Origin of the sequence: Enterobacter sp. 198, assembly GCF_009025585.1 — a bacterium.
Taxonomy (GTDB): domain Bacteria; phylum Pseudomonadota; class Gammaproteobacteria; order Enterobacterales; family Enterobacteriaceae; genus Enterobacter; species Enterobacter ludwigii.
In genome coordinates, this window is sequence record NZ_WCIM01000029.1 from 195200 (window position 1) to 213731 (window position 18532).

The 18532-nt window shown below is 55.1% G+C and carries 22 protein-coding genes; 19 read left to right on the forward strand and 3 right to left on the reverse strand.

Going from position 1 to position 18532, the window contains the following annotated elements:
- Positions 1 to 9 precede the first annotated feature (9 nt).
- The 6 genes from mdcC (at position 10) to mdcH (ending at position 4533) form a co-directional block, all read left to right on the forward strand.
- Complete coding sequence (gene mdcC / locus F8561_RS18145) at positions 10 to 309, forward strand: malonate decarboxylase acyl carrier protein (RefSeq protein WP_020884595.1); 300 nt, start codon at positions 10 to 12, stop codon at positions 307 to 309.
- Positions 302 to 1135, forward strand: coding sequence for a biotin-independent malonate decarboxylase subunit beta (locus F8561_RS18150; protein ID WP_014171921.1), 834 nt, complete (start codon positions 302 to 304; stop codon positions 1133 to 1135). Before mdcC ends, F8561_RS18150 begins: the two co-directional genes overlap by 8 nt.
- A complete protein-coding gene (gene mdcE / locus F8561_RS18155; RefSeq protein ID WP_032670503.1) occupies positions 1135 to 1935 on the forward strand; it encodes a biotin-independent malonate decarboxylase subunit gamma in 801 nt (266 codons plus the stop codon). Before F8561_RS18150 ends, mdcE begins: the two co-directional genes overlap by 1 nt.
- 122 nt (positions 1936 to 2057) lie before the next feature.
- Entirely contained in the window at positions 2058 to 3017 is a 960-nt protein-coding gene (locus F8561_RS18160; RefSeq protein ID WP_014171919.1) for an AEC family transporter, read from the forward strand.
- A gap of 2 nt (positions 3018 to 3019) precedes the next feature.
- Entirely contained in the window at positions 3020 to 3637 is a 618-nt protein-coding gene (locus F8561_RS18165) for a malonate decarboxylase holo-ACP synthase (protein WP_047954759.1), read from the forward strand.
- Positions 3637 to 4533 carry a malonate decarboxylase subunit epsilon gene (mdcH, locus tag F8561_RS18170; protein ID WP_020884598.1) on the forward strand — a complete coding sequence of 299 codons (897 nt, stop codon included), beginning with the start codon at positions 3637 to 3639 and terminating at the stop codon, positions 4531 to 4533. Before F8561_RS18165 ends, mdcH begins: the two co-directional genes overlap by 1 nt.
- Here mdcH and F8561_RS18175 read toward each other — a convergent pair.
- On the reverse strand, positions 4522 to 5472 hold the full coding sequence (locus F8561_RS18175; RefSeq protein ID WP_014171916.1) for a LysR family transcriptional regulator: 951 nt from the start codon (positions 5470 to 5472) through the stop codon (positions 4522 to 4524). The genes mdcH and F8561_RS18175 overlap by 12 nt on opposite strands.
- 15 nt (positions 5473 to 5487) lie before the next feature.
- Complete coding sequence (locus F8561_RS18180) at positions 5488 to 7392, reverse strand: ABC transporter ATP-binding protein (RefSeq protein WP_020884600.1); 1905 nt, start codon at positions 7390 to 7392, stop codon at positions 5488 to 5490.
- Between the two features lie 138 nt (positions 7393 to 7530).
- Here F8561_RS18180 and kefG point away from each other — a divergent pair, with 138 nt between their 5' ends.
- The 4 genes from kefG (at position 7531) to slyD (ending at position 10786) form a co-directional block, all read left to right on the forward strand.
- On the forward strand, positions 7531 to 8082 hold the full coding sequence (kefG, locus tag F8561_RS18185; protein ID WP_151887752.1) for a glutathione-regulated potassium-efflux system ancillary protein KefG: 552 nt from the start codon (positions 7531 to 7533) through the stop codon (positions 8080 to 8082).
- A complete protein-coding gene (gene kefB / locus F8561_RS18190; protein ID WP_020884602.1) occupies positions 8082 to 9887 on the forward strand; it encodes a glutathione-regulated potassium-efflux system protein KefB in 1806 nt (601 codons plus the stop codon). Before kefG ends, kefB begins: the two co-directional genes overlap by 1 nt.
- 13 nt (positions 9888 to 9900) lie before the next feature.
- The gene (locus F8561_RS18195; protein WP_013099038.1) at positions 9901 to 10101 is read left to right on the forward strand and encodes a YheV family putative zinc ribbon protein; all 201 of its coding nucleotides are present in this window, start codon (positions 9901 to 9903) and stop codon (positions 10099 to 10101) included.
- A gap of 94 nt (positions 10102 to 10195) precedes the next feature.
- The gene (slyD, locus tag F8561_RS18200) at positions 10196 to 10786 is read left to right on the forward strand and encodes a peptidylprolyl isomerase (protein WP_014171912.1); all 591 of its coding nucleotides are present in this window, start codon (positions 10196 to 10198) and stop codon (positions 10784 to 10786) included.
- A gap of 54 nt (positions 10787 to 10840) precedes the next feature.
- Here the strand turns inward: slyD and F8561_RS18205 are convergent, their stop codons facing one another.
- Positions 10841 to 11059, reverse strand: coding sequence for a protein SlyX (locus F8561_RS18205; RefSeq protein WP_020884603.1), 219 nt, complete (start codon positions 11057 to 11059; stop codon positions 10841 to 10843).
- Between the two features lie 237 nt (positions 11060 to 11296).
- Here F8561_RS18205 and fkpA point away from each other — a divergent pair, with 237 nt between their 5' ends.
- The 9 genes from fkpA to tuf all read left to right on the forward strand — a co-directional run.
- Positions 11297 to 12118 (forward strand): FKBP-type peptidyl-prolyl cis-trans isomerase, encoded by an 822-nt coding sequence (fkpA, locus tag F8561_RS18210; protein WP_014171910.1) that lies wholly within the window; start codon positions 11297 to 11299, stop codon positions 12116 to 12118.
- Between the two features lie 166 nt (positions 12119 to 12284).
- Entirely contained in the window at positions 12285 to 13007 is a 723-nt protein-coding gene (locus F8561_RS18215) for a transcriptional regulator (RefSeq protein WP_014171909.1), read from the forward strand.
- The gene (gene tusD / locus F8561_RS18220) at positions 13007 to 13393 is read left to right on the forward strand and encodes a sulfurtransferase complex subunit TusD (RefSeq protein WP_014171908.1); all 387 of its coding nucleotides are present in this window, start codon (positions 13007 to 13009) and stop codon (positions 13391 to 13393) included. The genes F8561_RS18215 and tusD overlap by 1 nt, the downstream gene beginning before the upstream one ends.
- Positions 13393 to 13752, forward strand: coding sequence for a sulfurtransferase complex subunit TusC (gene tusC, locus F8561_RS18225; protein WP_014171907.1), 360 nt, complete (start codon positions 13393 to 13395; stop codon positions 13750 to 13752). Before tusD ends, tusC begins: the two co-directional genes overlap by 1 nt.
- 7 nt (positions 13753 to 13759) lie before the next feature.
- Positions 13760 to 14047, forward strand: coding sequence for a sulfurtransferase complex subunit TusB (gene tusB, locus F8561_RS18230; protein ID WP_014171906.1), 288 nt, complete (start codon positions 13760 to 13762; stop codon positions 14045 to 14047).
- 124 nt (positions 14048 to 14171) lie between these two features.
- Positions 14172 to 14546 (forward strand): 30S ribosomal protein S12, encoded by a 375-nt coding sequence (gene rpsL / locus F8561_RS18235; protein ID WP_000246815.1) that lies wholly within the window; start codon positions 14172 to 14174, stop codon positions 14544 to 14546.
- A gap of 96 nt (positions 14547 to 14642) precedes the next feature.
- Positions 14643 to 15113, forward strand: a complete 471-nt coding sequence (gene rpsG / locus F8561_RS18240) for a 30S ribosomal protein S7 (protein WP_003861706.1) — start codon at positions 14643 to 14645, stop codon at positions 15111 to 15113.
- A gap of 96 nt (positions 15114 to 15209) precedes the next feature.
- Positions 15210 to 17324, forward strand: a complete 2115-nt coding sequence (fusA, locus tag F8561_RS18245; RefSeq protein ID WP_014171904.1) for an elongation factor G — start codon at positions 15210 to 15212, stop codon at positions 17322 to 17324.
- Between the two features lie 69 nt (positions 17325 to 17393).
- A partial coding sequence (gene tuf, locus F8561_RS18250; RefSeq protein WP_151887753.1) for an elongation factor Tu occupies positions 17394 to 18532 on the forward strand: 1139 nt, incomplete at its 3' end.

Below are 18532 nucleotides of genomic sequence, written 5' to 3' on the forward strand. Positions count from 1 at the left end.
GAGGATGTTATGGAAAAAATCACATTAACCATGCCAGCGAGCCGCGCGTTAAGCGGCAAAGCGCTCGCAGGGGTTGTTGGTTCCGGGGATATGGAGGTGCTGTTTGCCGCCGAACCGGGCCAGACGTTAACCATTGATATCACCACGTCCGTCGACAACAGCCGCGGTCGCTGGGAGGCGTTGTTCAACCGCCTGCACACTGTCAGCAGCCTGCCTGCAGGAAAACTGACGATCCACGACTTTGGCGCGACGCCGGGGGTGGCACGCATTCGTATCGAACAGGTTTTTGAAGGGGTGAGCCATGCGTGATGATCGGAGTTTTATTGAATTAAAAGCTCGCCAGCGTGCGCAGGCATTGCTGGACGACGGGAGCTATCGCGAACTGCTGGATCCTTTTGAAGGCATTATCTCCCCGTGGCTGGGGCCGCAGGGCATCGTTCCTCAGGCCGATGACGGCATGGTGGTCGCCAAAGGCACCCTCAACGGTCAGCCTGCGGTAGTGGTGGCGATCGAAGGTGCGTTCCAGGGCGGCAGCATGGGCGAAGTGTCCGGCGCCAAAATGGCGGCCGCGCTGGAGCTGGCGGCAGAAGATAACCGCAACGGGATCCCGACGCAGGCGGTACTGTGTCTCGAAACCGGCGGCGTGCGTCTGCAGGAAGCCAACCTGGGCCTGGCGGCCATTGCCGATATTCATGCAGCAATTGTTGACCTGCGCCGTTACACCCCGGTGGTCGGGATTGTGGCCGGGACCGTGGGCTGCTTCGGTGGGATGTCTATCGCTGCTGCACTGTGCAGCTACCTGATTGTCACCCGCGAAGCGCGTCTCGGTCTGAATGGTCCTCAGGTTATCGAGCAGGAAGCGGGGATTGAAGAGTATGACTCCCGCGACCGTCCGTTTATCTGGAGCATGACCGGTGGCGAAGTCCGCTATGAAAGCGGCCTGGTAGATGCACTGGTTGGCGATGGCGTGAATGCGGTGAAAGCGGCGATGAACGACGCGATTGCCAAAGGCGTGCCTGCAAAACATCGCACCGATAACTATGACGATTACCTGAACCGTCTGACGAATTTCGACACCCGCAAACAGGCCGATGCCGAACAGATTAAAGCGCTCTTTGCCCGGGAGGTGAAATGATGACTAACTCAGTAAGCCGTGGCGAACTCTGGCTGCAAACGCTCGCGCCGAACGCCAGACGCCTGGAAGGGTTATGCCCGTCCGTACAGGCGGCCGATGGTGAACTTAACGGTGAAACGGTACGTTTTGTTGCCGTGGTACCGGATGCCAACAACCACTTCCCGCGCGCGGCGAAAGGGGAAGTCGGTCTGCTGGAAGGCTGGACGCTGGCAAAAGTGGTGAGCGAAACCGTTGCCGCCGATGCCAACAGCGCCGTGAAGCGCCCGATCGTGGCGGTGATTGACGTGCCAAGCCAGGCCTATGGCCGTCGTGAAGAGGCATTTGGTATTCACCAGGCGTTGGCCGGCGCGGCGGCGGCCTATGCTAACGCGCGTCTGGCCGGCCATCCGGTGATTGGGCTTATCGTTGGTAAAGCGATGTCCGGCGCGTTTCTGGCGCACGGGTACCAGGCAAACCGCCTGATTGCCTTTAACGATAAAGGCGTGCTGATCCATGCCATGGGTAAAGAGTCTGCGGCGCGTATTACGCTACGTACCGTGGACGCGTTGGAAAAACTGGCGGCAACGATCCCGCCAATGGCCTATGACATCAGCAACTACGCCACACTGGGGCTGCTTTCCAACCTGCTGGACATCAGCAACCCGGATGCCCCTTCTGAAAACGATCTGACGCAGGTGAAAACCACGCTGCAACAGGCCATCCATGACGCTCGTCAGGACAACACCCTGAAAAACCGTCTCGGTGCTGACAATCGCCGCAGCTCTGCCCTCGTACGCGAACGCATGCGGGCAAGCTGGTAAGTAAAAAGAGACCTGCCAGATGCACTCCCCGCGGACGTAACCGTTACGTCCGCGCGGGAACCTGCATCCTGAAAATAATAATCATCGCGCCAGTGCTTAAACTTTTTTACTACAGGTGAATTATGACTTACGTAATTGTTCATGCTCTTGCACCGATTTTCGTCATCATGCTGCTGGGATTCTGGGCCGGTAAGGCAAAGATGGTCGATAACAAAAATGTCTCCCTGCTTAATATCTTCGTCATGGATTTTGCTTTGCCTGCCGCGCTGTTCAGCGCTACGGTGCAAACCCCGTGGACCGGCATCGTAGCCCAGTCACCGCTGATTCTGGTGCTGACCCTGGCGATGTGGATAACCTACGCGGCCATTTACTTCCTCGCGACCAGCGTCTTTAAAAAATCCCCGCAGGATGCCGCCGTGCTTACGCTGACGGTTGCGCTGCCAAACTATGCCGCGCTTGGCTTGCCGATTCTGGGCAGCGTGCTGGGTGAGAGCTCTTCAACCTCACTGTCCGTGGCGGTCTCTATTGCCTGTGGTTCGGTACTGATGACGCCGTTCTGCCTGCTGATTCTGGAACGTGAAAAAGCGCGTGCCGAAGGCAATAACTCCGGTTCAACGCTCTCGATGCTGCCGGTGCTGATGTGGCGTTCGATTAAAAAACCGATTGTGATGGGTCCCCTGCTGGGTGTGATTTTGTCTGCTATCGGCATCAAAATGCCTGAACTTGTTCTGGCCGCCATTAAGCCACTGGGCCTTTCTGCAACGGCTGCCGCGCTGTTCCTGACCGGGGTGATCCTTTCTGCGCGTAAGCTGCAGATCAACACCATGGTGATTACCTCAACCGTAGCCAAGCTGCTGATCCAGCCTGCGATTGCCTGGGGTATCGTTCTGATCTTCGGTCTGCACGGCTCCGTGGCGATCACCGCTATCCTGATGATTGCGCTCTCTGCCGGTTTCTTCGGCGTGGTGTTCGGTAACCGCTTTGGCGTGCAGTCTCCGGATGCGGAAGCGGTGCTGCTGTTAAGCTCGGTACTGTGTATCCTGTCGCTGCCACTGTTTATCTCGCTGACTTCAGGAATGTAATTATGACCACAACATTACGCCCTCACGACCTCATCTGGCTTAACGCGCGTGACGCGCTGGAAGGCATCACTGACGACTGGGTGGATGCGGTATGGCATACCGGTTTACCGGTGGTCGTGCGGCGTGATGTTGATAATGCTGGCCGTATTCCCGTTGGCGTACGCGGTTTACGCCGCGACCAGCGGGCGGCCGGTTGGGTGAAGCCAGACAACGTCGTGCGGGTGGTCTCACCCGAGGCGTTGAGCGTGACCGCCGATCTTCTGCGTTCACCGTTTGTGACTCAGCCACCGGTTCAGGTGGCGTTGCAACTTTCTCAGCAGTCATGGCCGTGGACGTGGGGAATTACGGGCAGCACGGGCTACGCCCTGGCGACCGGTATCCCGGTCATTCATGCCGACAGCGATCTCGATCTGCTGGTGCGAGCCCCTCAGCCTCTGTCAGCTGACGCTTTTCGTGTCTGGGCGTCACAGCTCAGCCGCGCGTTATGTCGGGCAGACACCCAGGTCGACACCCCTGAAGGCGGCTTTGCGCTGACGGAGTGGCTGCGCGACGGCAAAACGTTGCTGAAGACCCGCCGTGGGCCGCGCCTGGTGGCGGACCCGTGGCACAGGGAGGAGTGATGAAAATACTGTTTACCTTTCCAGGGCAGGGCACCCAGCATGTCGGTATGCTGCAAAACCTGCCTGGCACGACGCTGGAGCAGGCCCGCGAGGTATTGGGTGGCGAAGTCGATACGCTGGATACCGCGGCAGCGTTAACCCACACGCGAGCCGTTCAGCTTTCGTTGTTAATTGCCGGTGTTGCCTGGGCGCGTGAGCTTGAACAACGCGGCGTGGCACCGGATATCGTCAGCGGTCTGTCTATTGGCGCGTATCCGGCCGCGGTCATTGCCGGTGCGCTGGAATTTGCCGACGCGCTGAAGCTGGTCGCGCTGCGTGGCGATCTCATGGAGCAAGCCTATCCGCACGGTTATGGCCTGACCGCGATAATGGGTCTGACCCTGCCTCAGGTTGAAGCGTTGCTGGAAGGCACCGGAACGTATATCGCCAATCTGAACGCGGAAACGCAGATTGTGATCGCCGGCACCGATGAGGGGATGGCGCAGGTGGCGAAACGCGCGCTGGCAAAAGGGGCTAATAAGGCGCATCGGCTGACCGTCAGCGTGCCTTCCCATTGCGAGCTGTTGGCGGAGCCGGCGCACAAGCTGGTGGAGGCATTCACATCCGTCACGCTCACACGCCCGCGCTGTGCTTACCTGAGCGGCAGCACAGGACGCGTGCTCTGGACGCCTGAGAAAATCGCGGACGATCTGGCGATGAATATGGCGCGCACGGTGCGCTGGCAGGAAGCGGTGATTTCTGCCAACGAGCGTGAAGCTCGGCTGGCGATTGAAATGCCACCTGGCGGAGTACTGACCTGCCTGACGCGTCAGGCGGCCTGGGAAGGGGAGTCAGTTTCGCTGGAGCGCAGTGGTGTTGACGTGGCGGTACACCTAGCTAAGCGGCTACAGCGGTAGGGTCTGCGCAGGGTCGGTGGCGATACTGCGGGCATACATTCGCCCTTCGGCTGCCAGTGCCCGCAGGCTGGGGTCTTGCTCGCGGTTGCGGGCAAACACAATGGCAATCAACTGCTGCATTTGATACGGCTGGGCCAGCTTCAGTAGCTGTACTGAGTTCTCATACACTTTCTTCATTCTGCCGGGCATGAGCGTAAAGCCCACGCCCGCCTGCACCAGACTCAGCATCGAGAAAATGTCATTTACGCGGGTGACGATTTCCGGTTCGAAACCGGCAATATGAAACGCCTCCTGAAACCCGGCGTAGGTGGCAAACCCTTCCGACAGCGCGACAAACTTCTGGTCTTTGTAATCACGTAAGTCGGCAGGCCCGCTGGTGTTCAGCGTGGCAGAGGCCGGCGCGGCAAGAAAAATGTCGTCATGGAACAGGGGGAGCACTTCCAGACTGTTGCGATCGATATCGCTTTCGGAAATAGAGATGAGGATGGCGTCGAGCAAACCGTCGTCCAGCATACGCAACAGGGTCTCGTTAGAGCCCATCGTCAGGTCCATCTCCAGGTCCGGACGGCGCAGTTTCATCCCCATAATCAGGCGTGGCACGGTTTCCAGCGTCAGCGAGTAGAGCGTGCCGACGCGCAGTCGTCCCTGGCCAACGCCGGCCGTTTTGCGCGCTTCTTCCAGCCCGCGCGCCATTACCTGCATCACTTCCTGACAATATTCCAGCAGCGTCCAGGCCGAAGGCAGCGCAATGAGATTGCGACCTTTGTGCGTAAAGAGCGGGCAGCGCACATTTTCTTCGAGAGTATGCAGCGCGCGGTGCACGCTAACGCCGCTCAGGCCAAGCGCTTCGGCGGTACGGGCGATATTGCCCTTCTCCATAAAGGTCATGAAGATGCTGAGTTTACGAAATGTAATGTCGCTCGTGATATCGAAACTCATAACCCTCCCGGGGATTTAGTCGGCCTGCAGCATGGCTTCCAGCTGTTCCTGGGCGTCCAGCCACGCCATCTCGCACGCTTCGAGGCTGGATTTCGTCTTCGCCTGTGTCTGCAGGCAGTCGGTCAGTTCCGCCTTACGGCTCTGGTCATACAGACCGCTGTCGCCCAGCTTCTCTTCAACGGTAGCCAGCAGAGCGTTAAGTTTCTCCATCTCCTTTTCGAGACGGGCAATCTCTTTACGCAGCGGCTGGGTCTGAGTACGCAGTTCCGCTTCACGGCGCTTCTGGTCTTTACGCGCCTGGGCGCTGTTGGCGTTATCTTTCGACGAGTCGTCCGGCTGGTTTTCCTGCTTCTGCACGTCCGTCAGCCACTGCTGGTAGTCTTCCAGATCGCCATCGAACGGCTCGACTTTGCCATCGTGCACTAAATAGAGATCGTCCGTTGTAGAGCGGATCAGGTGACGATCGTGCGAGACGACAACCAGCGCGCCTTCAAACTCAATTAACGCTTCGGTCAGCGCCTGACGCATGTCGAGATCGAGGTGGTTTGTAGGTTCATCGAGCAGCAGCAGGTTCGGGCGCTGCCAGACGATAAGCGCCAGCACCAGACGCGCTTTCTCGCCGCCGGAGAAACGTTCGGTGTTTTCGGTGACTTTATCGCCCTGGAAGCCAAAGCCGCCAAGGTAATCGCGCAGCTTCTGCTCCATCTCCTGCGGCGCCAGTCGCGCGAGGTGCTGGATGGGCGATTCATCCGCGCGTAAGAATTCCAGCTGATGCTGGGCGAAGTAGCCAAGCTTAATGCCTTTTGCCAGGCCGATCTCGCCGCTGACCGGGTTAAGCTCGCCCGCCAGCAGTTTAATCAGCGTCGATTTACCGGCGCCGTTACGCCCCAGCAGACCAATACGTGAGCCCGGCACCAGGTTGAGCTTGATGGAGTCGAGAATAATGCGATCGCCGTAGCCAGCGCTCACCTTTTCCATCTTCAGCAGTGGGTTCGGCAGGCTCTCGGGCTCGCGAAAACTGAAGTGGAACGGGTTATCGACGTGCGCCGGGGCGATCATCTCCATGCGCTCCAGCATCTTGATGCGGCTCTGGGCCTGCTTGGCTTTAGAGGCTTTAGCCTTGAAGCGGTCAACAAAGCTTTGCAGATGCGCCACGCGCTGCTGCTGGCTTTCGTACATCGCCTGCTGTTGAGCAAGGCGCGTCGCGCGCTGGCGCTCGAATGAGCTGTAGTTGCCGGTGTATTCAAACAGGCTTTGCTGTTCGATATGAATGATTTTATCCACCACCGGGTCGAGGAAGTCGCGGTCGTGGGAGATCAGAATCAGAGTGCCCTGATAGCTCTTGAGCCACTTCTCCAGCCAAATAACCGCATCGAGATCGAGGTGGTTAGTGGGTTCATCAAGCAGCAGCAGGTCGGAACGGCAAATCAGTGCCTGCGCCAGGTTAAGGCGCATACGCCAGCCGCCGGAGAAGTCGCTGACGGGGCGTTCAAGCTGTTCGTTGCTGAAACCCAGACCGTGCAGCAGGCTGGAGGCGCGGGAGCGAATGGTCCATGCGTCGATGGCGTCCAGCTTACCGTGGACGGTGGCGATAGCATGACCGTCATTTCGCTCGTTGGCGGCGTTCAGTTCAGCTTCCAGCTTACGGTATTCACGATCGCCGTCGATAACATAGTCGAGAGCGGGTTCGCTCAGGGCAGGCGTCTCCTGGTTTACCCAGGCAAGCTGCCAGTTACCCGGATAGGTAAAGTTACCGCCGTCAGCGCTAATCTCGTTTTTCAGCAGCGCAAGCAGGGTCGATTTTCCGCAGCCGTTTTTGCCGACCAGACCCACTTTTTGACCGGGATTGATGGTGGCGGAGGCGTTATCCAGCAGGACGCGCACGCCGCGGCGAATTTGTAACGAGGAGAAAACAATCATAGAAGCGCCGTATGTTCCGACTATGTTAATTTGTCATTATGATAATGTAAGGTGTGGGCCATTTTCCGCACCGGGCCGCCATGGTAGCCCAAAACAACGACGATACACAAAAACAGAAACAGAACCGGGAGGGGAGTGATGTCTCAGACAGCGAAAGTGCTGCTGCTGTATGCCCATCCGGAATCTCAGGACTCGGTGGCAAACCGGGTTCTGCTTAAGCCGGCTACTCAGCTCAGCAATGTGACGGTGCACGATCTCTACGCGCACTATCCTGATTTCTTTATTGATATTCCTTACGAGCAGGAACTGCTGCGTCAGCATGACGTGATTGTGTTCCAGCATCCGCTTTATACCTATAGCTGTCCGGCACTGCTGAAAGAGTGGCTGGACCGTGTGCTGAGCCGGGGATTCTACAGCGGGGTGGGGGGCAACCAGCTGGCGGGAAAGTACTGGCGCAGTGTCATTACGACCGGTGAGCCAGAGAGCGCTTACCGCCACGACGGTCTTAACCGTTATCCCATGAGCGATATCCTGCGGCCGTTTGAGCTGACGGCCGCGATGTGCCGCATGCACTGGATGAGCCCGATTATTGTCTACTGGGCGCGTCGCCAGAAGCCTGAAGCGCTGGCGAGCCACGCCAGAGCGTATGGCGATTGGCTGGCATCACCGATATCGGCGGGAGGTCGCTAATGGAAGGCTCGAATTTACTCCTGGCCGGCGTGCTGTTTTTATTTGCCGCAGTGGTGGCGGTTCCGCTGGCCGCCCGGCTGGGCATTGGCGCGGTGCTGGGCTACCTGCTGGCCGGGATCGCCATTGGCCCCTGGGGGCTGGGATTCATCAGCGATGTGGATGAAATTCTCCACTTCTCTGAACTGGGCGTGGTGTTCCTGATGTTCATCATTGGCCTCGAACTGAACCCGTCAAAACTGTGGCAGCTCCGGCGATCGATATTTGGCGTGGGGGCGGCGCAGGTCTTGTTCAGTGCCGCGATTCTGGCCGGGCTGTTAATGCTGACCAACTTCTCGTGGCAGGCGGCGGTGATCGGCGGAATAGGTCTTGCGATGTCGTCGACAGCGATGGCGCTGCAGTTAATGCGTGACAAAGGGATGAACCGCAACGAGGCAGGACAGCTGGGCTTTTCGGTACTGCTCTTCCAGGACCTGGCCGTGATCCCGGCGCTGGCACTGGTGCCGTTACTGGCAGGCTCTGGTGACGATCATTTTGACTGGGTCAAAATCTCCATGAAGGTGCTGGCCTTCGCCGGCATGCTGATTGGCGGACGTTTCCTGCTGCGGCCGGTGTTTCGTTTTATTGCCGCCTCTGGCGTGCGCGAGGTGTTTACTGCCGCGACGCTGCTGCTGGTGCTGGGCTCGGCATTGTTTATGGACGCGCTGGGGCTGTCGATGGCGCTCGGTACGTTTATCGCCGGGGTGCTCCTTGCCGAAAGCGAATATCGTCACGAACTGGAAACGGCTATCGATCCGTTTAAAGGGCTGCTGTTAGGGCTGTTCTTTATTTCGGTGGGAATGGCGCTCAACCTGGGCGTGCTCTATACCCATCTGCTGTGGGTGGTGATGAGCGTCGTTGTGCTGGTGGCGGTAAAAACGCTGGTGCTGTACGTCATGGCACGGATATACGGGCTGCGCAGTTCCGAGCGCATGCAGTTTGCCAGCGTCTTAAGTCAGGGCGGAGAGTTCGCGTTCGTGCTGTTCTCCACCGCTTCCTCCCAGAAGCTGTTTAAAGACGATCAGATGGCGCTGTTGCTGGTGACGGTCACGCTGTCGATGATGACCACCCCGCTGCTCATCAGGCTGGTGGATAAGCTGCTCTCACGGCGTTTAAATCCGACAGAGGATGAAGATGAGATGCCGTGGGTGGAGGATGATAAGCCGCAGGTGATTGTGGTGGGCTTTGGCCGCTTTGGGCAGGTGATTGGACGTCTGCTGATGGCGAACAAAATGCGCATCACGGTGCTGGAGCGCGATATCAGCGCGGTGAACCTAATGCGTAAATACGGCTACAAGGTTTACTACGGCGACGCGACCCAGCTCGAACTGTTGCGTTCAGCGGGAGCAGAAGCGGCAGAATCCATCGTGATTACCTGCAACGATCCGGAAGATACGATGAAACTGGTGGAACTGTGCCAGCAGCATTTCCCGCATCTGCATATTCTGGCGCGTGCGCGTGGACGTGTTGAAGCGCACGAACTGCTGCAGGCAGGTGTGAAACACTTCTCCCGTGAGACATTTTCCAGTGCGCTGGAGTTGGGGCGTAAAGCGCTGATTTCGCTGGGCATGCATCCCCATCAGGCTCAGCGGGCCCAGATGCATTTTCGCCGGCTGGACATGCGAATGCTGCGCGAATTAATGCCGGTACACTCTGATACGGCGCAGATCTCCCGCGTGCGGGAAGCGCGTCGCGAGCTGGAAGAAATTTTCCAGCGAGAGATGCAACAGGAACGACGCCAGCTCGATGGCTGGGATGAATTTGAATAAAGGGTAACGAAAGATGGCTGTACGTAAACGCTTTATTGCGGGCGCAAAATGCCCGAGCTGCCAGGCGCAAGATACGCTGGCGATGTGGCGGGAAAATAATATTGATGTCGTAGAGTGTGTTAAGTGCGGTCATCAGATGCGCGAGGCGGATAAAGAAGCCCGCGATCATGTTCGCAAAGAAGAGCAAGTTATCGGGATTTTTCATCCGGACTAGCGATATGCCCTGAGTTTTTTTAAGCTAAAGGGTACACGGGTGCAGATTTCCGCTACAATCTGCGCCAGCAATTTTCCCTTGCTCAGGAGATATCATGAAAGTAGCAAAAGACCTGGTGGTCAGCCTGGCCTATCAGGTACGTACAGAAGACGGTGTGTTGGTTGATGAGTCTCCGGTGAGTGCGCCGCTTGACTACCTGCATGGTCACGGTTCCCTGATTTCCGGCCTGGAAAACGCGCTGGAAGGTCACGACGTTGGCGACAAATTCGACGTTGCTGTTGGCGCGAACGACGCTTACGGTCAGTACGATGACAACCTGGTGCAGCGCGTTCCTAAAGACGTGTTCATGGGCGTTGACGAACTGCAGGTTGGCATGCGCTTCCTGGCGGAAACTGACCAGGGTCCGGTTCCTGTTGAAATCACTGAAGTGGAAGACGACCACGTTGTGGTTGACGGCAACCACATGCTGGCTGGCCAGAACCTGAAATTCAACGTAGAAGTTGTTGCGATCCGTGAAGCGACCGAAGAAGAGTTGGCTCATGGCCACGTTCACGGTGCGCACGGTCACGACCATGACCACGATCACGGCCACGACGGCTGCTGCGGTGGTCACGGCCACGATCACGACCATGGTCACGACCACGGTAAAGGTGGTTGCGGTAACGGCGGCTGCGGTTGCCACTAATTCCGTTATGCGGAAAATAAAAAAGCGGGATAATAATCCCGCTTTTTTTACGCCTCAATAATGAGGTGGTGGCGTCTCTTCTGACTGAGAGGCAATATGTGACGGCTGTGTGGCCTTCAGTTTGTCCGTCAGCAGGCGCATGAGATCCCGCAGTTTCGCCATTTCCAGTTCATGTGCGGTCACGGTCTGGTTTAGCTCTTCGATGGTGATGTCCTGAAAAGCCAGGCGGCTTTCCAGCTCAGCCATTCTCGCTTCTAACATTGTGTCCTTCATCATTCACCTCGTTGTATCTCATTAACCACAATCGGCCAGCGGCGGCGAAGTTTAACTGAGTTTATCCTTAAGTTCAGTATCTATCCCCTTGGCAAGAAACTTATTTAAACAAAAATAGTCTGAAAAGTGGCGAGAATCGGGAGAGTCTGTCTGTAGATTTCTTCCGCAACGTTTTATAGTACGTAACTCATTTACGTTTAACGCTGGGGTGAGAGTCCCCAGGCCCTGGAGATATGGATGAAATCACTGTTTAAAGTAACGCTGCTGGCGACGACGATGGCTGTTGCGCTGAACGCGCCGCTGTCCTTCGCTGCTGATACTGCTGCGAAGCCTGCTGCAACTGCAGACAGCAAAGCGGCGTTCAAAAATGACGACCAGAAATCCGCCTACGCACTTGGCGCATCTCTGGGTCGTTACATGGAAAACTCTCTGAAAGAACAAGAGAAACTGGGCATTAAACTGGACAAAGCTCAGCTGATCGCGGGCGTTCAGGACGCATTTGCAGATAAGAGCAAACTGTCTGACCAGGAAATTGAACAGACTCTGCAGGCGTTCGAAGCACGTGTGAAAGGTGCCGCTCAGACTAAGATGGAAGCGGATGCAAAAGACAACGAAGCGAAAGGCAAAGCCTACCGCGATACCTTTGCTAAAGAGAAGGGCGTGAAAACCTCCTCGACGGGTCTGGTGTACAAAGTTGAGAAAGAAGGTACCGGTGACGCGCCTAAAGACAGCGATACTGTCGTGGTTAACTACAAAGGTACGCTGATCGACGGTAAAGAGTTCGATAACTCTTACACCCGTGGTGAGCCTCTCTCCTTCCGTCTGGATGGTGTGATCCCAGGCTGGACTGAAGGTCTGAAAAACATCAAGAAAGGCGGCAAGATCAAACTGGTTATTCCACCGGATCTGGCATATGGCAAAACCGGCGTTCCAGGTATCCCTGCTAACTCTACCCTGGTCTTTGACGTAGAGCTGCTGGACATCAAACCAGCGCCGAAAGCTGATGCGAAACCAGAAGCGCAGGCAGAACAGAAAGCTGCGACAGACGCGAAGAAGTAATGGAATGAAAACCGCCGCCTTTAAGGCGGCGGTTTTTTTTATTGTGGGGCAGATATAATTAACACTGGAAAGCGTTATGCACGCTGTATTAATTTAGTTGTCCGTGTAGATAATGAGCCTGCCCTGAAAACCTAACGACAGGCTCCTGAAAAGGAGTGTTTTTTTCATGTCCAGGTCGCTTTTAACCAACGAAACCAGTGAACTTGATTTACTGGATCAACGTCCTTTCGACCAGACCGACTTCGATATTCTGAAATCCTACGAGGCGGTAGTGGACGGGTTAGCGATGCTCATTGGGTCCCACTGCGAAATCGTATTGCACTCCCTGCAAGATCTTAAGTGTTCCGCCATCCGCATTGCTAATGGTGAGCATACTGGCCGTAAAATTGGTTCGCCAATCACCGACCTTGCATTGCGTATGCTGCATGACATGACCGGCGCGGACAGCAGCGTCTCCAAATGTTATTTCACCCGCGCCAAAAGCGGCGTACTGATGAAATCAGAAACCATCGCGATTCGAAATCGCGAGCATCGCGTGATCGGTCTGTTGTGCATCAACATGAACCTTGATGTGCCGTTCTCGCAAATCATGAGCACTTTCATACCGCCTGAAACGCCGGACGTTGGCTCCTCAGTTAACTTTGCCTCCTCGGTTGAAGATCTGGTGACGCAGACGCTTGAGTTCACTATCGAAGAGGTGAATGCCGATCGCAACGTATCGAACAACGCCAAGAATCGTCAGATCGTGCTGAATCTCTATGAGAAAGGGATTTTTGACATCAAAGACGCCATTAACCAGGTGGCCGATCGCCTGAACATTTCCAAGCATACGGTCTACCTGTACATCCGCCAGTTCAAAAGCGGTGATTTCCAGGGGCAAGACAAGTAATGCGTTTTTCGCTGATGGTGACAGGCCCGGCGTATGGTACTCAGCAGGCCAGCAGCGCGCTGCAGTTTGCGCATGCGTTACTGGCTGCCGGACATGAGCTGGTGAGCGTCTTCTTTTATCGGGAAGGGGTGTATAACGCCAACCAGTTTACCTCACCGGCCAGCGATGAATTTGATCTGGTGCGCGCCTGGCAGACGTTGAACGAGACAAGGGGGGTTGCCCTGCATATCTGCGTGGCGGCAGCCCTGCGTCGCGGCGTGACCGATGCCACCGAAGCTGAACGTCTTGGCTTGCCAGGGGCCAACCTGCAGCCGGGGTTTTCGTTGAGCGGTCTGGGCGCACTGGCACAGGCTGCGTTAACCTGCGACAGAGTGGTGCAATTCTGATGAAACGCGTGGCGTTTGTTTTTTCATCTGCTCCGCACGGTAGTGCGTCCGGCAGAGAAGGGCTGGATGCGTTGCTCGCAACATCAGCACTGACCGAAGACATCGGTGTCTTCTTTTTAGGGGATGGCGTGTTTCAGCTTCTGGCAGGCCAGCAGCCGCAGGCTATTCTGGCGCGGGATTACATCGCGACCTTTAAAGTGCTGCCGCTTTACGACATTGAAACCTTTTTTGTCTGCGCTGATTCTCTTGCTGCGCGCGGTCTGAGCGATAAGACGTCTTTCGTGCTGGATGTAACACTCCTCCCGGCCGACGCGCTGCGCGACCAACTTTCCCATTACGACACTGTTCTGAATTTCTGAGGCTGACATGCTCCATACCCTGAGCCGTTCACCGTGGCATTGTGATATCGACGCATTACTGAGTATGCTGCGCGAAGGTGATGACCTGCTGCTGATTCAGGATGGCGTACTGGCTGCGCTTGAAGGGAGTCGTTTCGTTGAAATTCTCAGCAATGCCCCCATATCCGTCTCTGCGCTGAAAGACGATCTTGAGGCGCGAGGTCTTTCTGGTCAAATTTCAGCCAAAATTGACGTGGTTGGCTATACTGATTTCGTCAATCTTACTGTGACGCACGCCAGTCAAATGAACTGGTGATCCGAGATCGCTGTATATTTCTTGACACCTTTTCGACGTAGCCCTAAAATTTCGCGTCCTCATATTGTATGAGGTCGTTTTATTACGTGTTTACGAAGCAAAAGCTAAAACCAGGAGCTATTTAATGGCAACAGTTAACCAGCTGGTACGCAAACCACGTGCGCGCAAAGTTGCAAAAAGCAACGTGCCTGCACTGGAAGCCTGCCCGCAGAAACGTGGCGTATGTACTCGTGTATATACCACCACTCCTAAAAAACCAAACTCCGCACTGCGTAAAGTATGCCGTGTGCGTTTGACTAACGGTTTCGAAGTGACTTCCTACATCGGTGGTGAAGGTCACAACCTGCAGGAGCACTCCGTGATCCTGATCCGTGGCGGTCGTGTTAAAGACCTTCCGGGTGTTCGTTACCACACCGTTCGTGGTGCGCTGGACTGCTCAGGTGTTAAAGACCGTAAGCAGGCTCGCTCCAAGTACGGCGTGAAGCGTCCTAAGGCTTAATGGTTCTCCGTTAAGTAAGGCCAAACTGATTTATCTTAATGTCAAACTAAACTCGTAGAGTTTTGGACAATCCTGAATTAACAACGGAGTATTCCCATGCCACGTCGTCGCGTCATTGGTCAGCGTAAAATTCTTCCAGATCCGAAATTCGGATCAGAACTGCTGGCAAAATTTGTAAATATCCTGATGGTAGATGGTAAAAAATCTACTGCAGAAGCAATCGTATACAGCGCGCTGGAGACCCTGGCTCAGCGCTCTGGTAAAAATGAACTGGAAGCTTTCGAAGTCGCTCTCGACAACGTGCGCCCGACTGTAGAAGTTAAGTCTCGCCGCGTTGGTGGTTCTACTTATCAGGTTCCAGTTGAAGTTCGTCCGGTTCGTCGTAATGCTCTGGCAATGCGTTGGATCGTTGAAGCTGCTCGTAAACGCGGTGATAAATCCATGGCTCTGCGTCTGGCGAACGAACTTTCTGATGCTGCAGAAAACAAAGGTACTGCAGTTAAGAAACGTGAAGACGTTCACCGTATGGCAGAAGCCAACAAGGCGTTCGCACACTACCGTTGGTAATCCCTTCGGAGTATTAGTCACCAGGCGGGCGCTTCAGCGAAGCTGCCCGTCCTGGGTTACTTAACTGAACGCCTAAAGAAACAAACGAGGAATCAAATGGCTCGTACAACACCCATCGCACGTTACCGTAACATTGGTATCAGTGCGCACATCGACGCCGGTAAGACCACTACTACCGAACGTATTCTGTTCTACACCGGTGTAAACCATAAAATCGGTGAAGTTCATGACGGCGCAGCCACCATGGACTGGATGGAACAGGAGCAGGAGCGTGGTATTACTATCACCTCCGCAGCGACTACTGCATTCTGGTCAGGTATGGCTAAGCAGTACGAACCGCATCGCGTTAACATCATCGACACCCCAGGGCACGTTGACTTCACCATCGAAGTAGAACGTTCCATGCGTGTTCTTGACGGCGCGGTAATGGTTTATTGCGCAGTTGGTGGTGTTCAGCCACAGTCTGAGACCGTATGGCGTCAGGCGAACAAATATAAAGTTCCACGCATCGCGTTCGTTAACAAAATGGACCGTATGGGTGCTAACTTCCTGAAAGTTGTTGGTCAGATCAAATCCCGTCTGGGCGCGAACCCTGTTCCGCTGCAGCTGGCAATTGGTGCTGAAGAAGGCTTCACCGGCGTTATCGACCTGGTGAAAATGAAAGCCATCAACTGGAACGATGCAGACCAGGGCGTTACCTTCGAATACGAAGATATCCCAGCTGAGATGCAGGACCTGGCTGACGAATGGCACCAGAACCTGATCGAATCCGCTGCTGAAGCTTCTGAAGAGCTGATGGAGAAATACCTGGGTGGTGAAGAACTGACTGAAGAAGAGATCAAAAAAGCTCTGCGTCAGCGTGTTCTGAACAACGAAATCATCCTGGTAACCTGTGGTTCTGCATTCAAGAACAAAGGTGTTCAGGCGATGCTGGATGCGGTAATTGATTACCTGCCATCCCCGGTTGACGTTCCTGCGATCAACGGCATCCTGGACGACGGTAAAGATACTCCGGCTGAACGTCACGCAAGCGACGAAGAGCCGTTCTCTGCACTGGCGTTCAAAATTGCTACCGACCCATTCGTGGGTAACCTGACCTTCTTCCGCGTTTACTCTGGTGTGGTTAACTCCGGTGACACCATCCTGAACTCCGTGAAAACGGCGCGTGAACGTTTTGGCCGTATCGTACAGATGCACGCTAACAAACGTGAAGAGATCAAAGAAGTTCGTGCGGGCGACATCGCTGCAGCAATCGGTCTGAAAGACGTGACCACTGGTGACACCCTGTGTGACCCGGATCACCCGATCATTCTGGAGCGTATGGAATTCCCTGAGCCGGTAATCTCCATCGCGGTTGAACCAAAAACCAAAGCTGACCAGGAAAAAATGGGTCTGGCTCTGGGCCGTCTGGCGAAAGAAGACCCATCATTCCGCGTATGGACTGATGAAGAATCTAACCAGACCATCATCGCTGGTATGGGTGAACTGCACCTGGACATCATCGTTGACCGTATGAAGCGTGAATTCAACGTTGAAGCGAACGTGGGTAAACCTCAGGTTGCTTACCGCGAAGCGATTCGTGCGAAAGTTACCGATGTTGAAGGTAAACACGCTAAGCAGTCTGGTGGTCGCGGTCAGTACGGTCACGTTGTGATCGACATGTACCCACTGGAGCCGGGCTCTAACCCTAAAGGTTACGAGTTCATCAACGACATCAAAGGTGGTGTAATTCCTGGCGAATACATCCCAGCCGTTGATAAAGGTATCCAGGAACAGCTGAAAGCGGGCCCTCTGGCTGGCTATCCGGTTGTTGACATGGGTGTCCGTCTGCACTTCGGTTCTTACCACGACGTTGACTCCTCTGAACTGGCGTTTAAACTGGCTGCGTCTATTGCCTTTAAAGAAGGCTTTAAGAAAGCAAAACCAGTTCTGCTTGAGCCAATCATGAAGGTTGAAGTAGAGACTCCTGAAGAGAACACCGGTGACGTTATCGGTGACTTGAGCCGTCGTCGCGGTATGCTGCGCGGTCAGGAATCCGAAGTAACTGGCGTTAAGATCCATGCTGAAGTTCCGCTGTCTGAAATGTTCGGATATGCAACTCAGCTGCGTTCTCTGACCAAAGGTCGTGCATCATACACCATGGAATTCCTGAAGTATGATGATGCGCCTAACAACGTTGCTCAGGCCGTTATCGAAGCCCGTGGTAAGTAATCCACAGGATTAAAACCTAAGTCCCGTGCTCTCTCCGAAGGGGAGAGCACTATAGTAAGGAATATAGCCGTGTCTAAAGAAAAATTTGAACGTACAAAACCGCACGTCAACGTTGGTACTATCGGCCACGTTGACCATGGTAAAACTACCCTGACCGCTGCAATCACTACCGTACTGGCTAAAACCTACGGCGGTGCTGCTCGTGCATTCGACCAGATCGATAACGCACCAGAAGAAAAAGCGCGTGGTATCACCATCAACACTTCTCACGTTGAATATGACACCCCGACTCGCCACTACGCACACGTAGACTGCCCAGGCCACGCCGACTATGTTAAAAACATGATCACCGGTGCTGCGCAGATGGACGGCGCGATCCTGGTTGTTGCTGCGACTGACGGCCCAATGCCTCAGACTCGTGAGCACATCCTGCTGGGTCGTCAGGTAGGCGTTCCTTACATCATCGTGTTCCTGAACAAATGTGACATGGTTGATGACGAAGAGCTGCTGGAACTGGTAGAGATGGAAGTTCGTGAACTGCTGTCTCAGTACGATTTCCCAGGCGACGACACCCCAATCGTTCGTGGTTCCGCGCTGAAAGCGCTGGAAGGCGAAGCAGAGTGGGAAGAGAAAATCATCGAACTGGCTGGCTTCCTGGATTCTTACATCCCAGAACCAGAGCGTGCGATTGACAAGCCGTTCCTGCTGCCAATCGAAGACGTATTCTCCATCTCCGGTCGTGGTACCGTTGTTACCGGTCGTGTTGAGCGCGGTATCATCAAAGTTGGCGAAGAAGTTGAAATCGTTGGTATCAAAGAGACTGCTAAGTCTACCTGTACTGGCGTTGAAATGTTCCGCAAACTGCTGGACGAAGGCCGTGCTGGTGAGAACGTAGGTGTTCTGCTGCGTGGTATCAAACGTGAAGAAATCGAACGTGGTCAGGTACTGGCTAAGCCAGGCTCAATCAAGCCACACACCAAGTTCGAATCTGAAGTGTACATCCTGTCCAAAGACGAAGGCGGCCGTCATACTCCGTTCTTCAAAGGCTACCGTCCACAGTTCTACTTCCGTACAACTGACGTGACCGGTACCATCGAACTGCCAGAAGGCGTTGAGATGGTAATGCCAGGCGACAACATCAAGATGGTTGTGACGCTGATCCACCCAATCGCGATGGACGACGGTCTGCGTTTCGCAATCCGTGAAGG